Annotated in this window: 2 protein-coding genes; both read left to right on the forward strand. The window is 54.7% G+C overall.

Annotation, left to right across the window (positions count from 1 at the left end; genetic code table 11):
- Positions 1-691: Mrp/NBP35 family ATP-binding protein (locus tag ACIQ3A_RS14920; RefSeq protein ID WP_396432514.1), on the forward strand; the 691-nt coding region annotated here is incomplete at its 5' end.
- A 163-nt stretch (positions 692-854) separates the two neighbouring features.
- On the forward strand, positions 855-2,647 hold a 1,793-nt coding region (locus tag ACIQ3A_RS14925), incomplete at its 3' end, for a histidine kinase dimerization/phospho-acceptor domain-containing protein (RefSeq protein WP_396432515.1).

Genomic DNA, 2,647 nt, shown 5'->3' on the forward strand with positions numbered 1-2,647 from the left:
TGCCGATATTTACGGTCCCAGCCAGCCCATGATGATGGGCATCGAAGGTCGCCCTGAAAGCGAAGATGGCCAGACCATGGAGCCGATGGAAAACTACGGCGTGCAGGTCATGTCAATCGGTTTTTTGGTCAATCAGGACGAGGCCATGATCTGGCGCGGCCCGATGGCCACCCAGGCACTGGAGCAGCTTTTGCGCCAGACCAACTGGAAAGAGTTGGACTATTTGATCGTCGACATGCCGCCGGGCACCGGTGACATCCAGCTCACCTTGAGCCAGCGCGTGCCCATGACGGGCGCTGTCATCGTGACCACGCCGCAAGACATCGCCCTGCTTGACGCCAAAAAAGGCGTGAAAATGTTCGAGAAAGTCGGCGTGCCAATCTTGGGCCTGGTGGAAAACATGGCCGTGCATGTGTGCACGAACTGTGGTCATGTGGAGCACATTTTTGGTGCCGATGGCGGCAAGAAGATGGCGGCTGAATACGGCATGGATTACTTGGGCGCCTTGCCCCTGGACATGCAAATTCGCCTGCAGGCAGACAGCGGCAAACCCACGGTGGTGTTCGACCCCGATGGTGAAGTGGCCCAAATCTACAAGGCGGTGGCCCGCCAAGTGGCCGTCAAGATTGCGGCCAAGGCCAAGGATTTTTCAGCCAAATTTCCAACCATCAAGGTCAGCAAGGACACCTGATCGGGCAGGCGGCCGCATTTTCTGGTTGCCCTGACCGGCCAAGGGCTGGCATTGCGGGCACTGGGTGTTTCGAGTTTATTCAAACGGTCTGTTGAAGACTCGCGGCCGAAGGTGTCAACTTTGTATTGATTGGTATCATTCTCTTTGTACTCAGGATTACAAATTGAATGTATTAAAGCGTCTGGTTTCACCGATTCGTGTGTTGTTACTGCGCTGGCCCATGGAGTGGCTGGGTGGGCTGCTGATGGTCATGGGCTTGTGGGTTGTCTTTTATACCTACCAGTCAAGTGAGGCTGTGGTGCAGCAATACGCCACCGAAAGCGCCCAAACTCATGCCGATTCGGTGACGCAATTTCGCAACTTTTACACCGAGGAACTGGTGCCTCGGGCCGTGAAGGGTGGCCTGGAGGTCACGCATGACTACAAATCGCGTGACAACGCTTTGCCCCTGCCTGCCACACTGACCATTGACCTGGGGCACTATCTGTCAAAAGTGGATGGAGGCACCCAGGTGAGGTTGTACAGTGACCAGCCTTTTCCCTGGCGGCTCAGCGCGCGTTCGCTCGATGACTTTCAGACGCAGGCACTGCAGCACCTGAAAGATCAGCCAAACATCCCTTTTGTACGCGAAGAAGTCATGAACGGGCAACGTGTTTTGCGTTTTGCGCAGGCGGACCGGATGCTGCCCAATTGTGTGGCCTGCCACAACAGCTACCCTGGTTCCCCCCGCACAGACTGGAAAGTGGGCGATGTACGCGGTGCGCTGGAGGTGGTGTTGCCGGTCTCTCAGTGGCAGTTGGCCAGCACAGGGGTGCTCAACCGCACTTTTGTGGTGTTGCTGGTATTGCTTTTTCTCGGTTTGCTGCTGATCTGGTTTTCCGTCAAGCGGATTCGTTTAGCCTTGATGACCTCACACCAGTTGTCGGATCAAAGGCAAAAAGCCATTCGTCAGTTGAGCAATGAAATTGCCGAGCGCAAGCTGGTCGAAGGCCATCTACTGTTGAGTGAGGGCAAGCTCCAAAGCATTTTTAAATCGGTTCCAGAGGCGATTGTTGTCGCCGATTCATTGGGAACGATCGTGCAGTGCAACGATGCCACGTGTATCAACTTTGGATACACCATGGAAGAGTTGATAGGACAACGCATCAGTCTGCTGATGCCCCCAGAAGTGGGCAGACCGCACAACAATGAAACGCAAGTCAACCTGACTAAGTGGCGAGAAAAATTTGCTGACCAGCCGACCATCATGCCCGGCCAAAGACGTGATGGCAGTGTTTTTCCTGTGCGTCTGACGGTCAGTGAAACCCACCTGGACGATGAGCATTTTTTTGTGGGAGTGATGCAGGATTTCACCGCCATCCAGAACGCGCAAGACCTGTTGGTTGAGGCCAAGGAAAAGGCTGAGCAAGCCAATCGCATGCGCGGAGAGTTTTTGGCCAACATGAGTCATGAAATTCGCACGCCCATGAACGGCGTTGTGGGCATGATCGAGTTGGCGCTTGACACGCCCTCTGCAGAGATTCAAAAGGGTTACTTGACGCTGGCGCGTGACTCGTCCAACCATCTTCTCCAAATCATCAACGAAATTCTGGATTTTTCTAAAATCGAGGCCAAGGCACTGGAACTGGAATTGCTCGAGGTCAACCCAGCTCAGTTAATTCGCCACACGGTGTGGTCTCTAGAGCAGTTGGCCCGGGTCAAAGGGGTGGATCTTCAGTTGGAAATGGCAGACAACATGCCGGAGCTGGTCTGGATGGACCCTGTGCGCATGCGACAGGTCTTGACCAATCTGCTCGGCAATGCCATCAAGTTCACAGACCAGGGCTCGGTCATTGTCAAAACCGAGTTGTTGCCCGCGATGGACGACCAGACGGTGCTGCTGCGCATCAGCGTCATTGATACTGGCATCGGTTTTGACCCTGAGCGCACCGAGGCCTTGTTCAGCCCATTCACGCA

Origin of the sequence: Limnohabitans sp., from assembly GCF_044361985.1 — a bacterium.
Taxonomy (GTDB): domain Bacteria; phylum Pseudomonadota; class Gammaproteobacteria; order Burkholderiales; family Burkholderiaceae_C; genus Limnohabitans_A.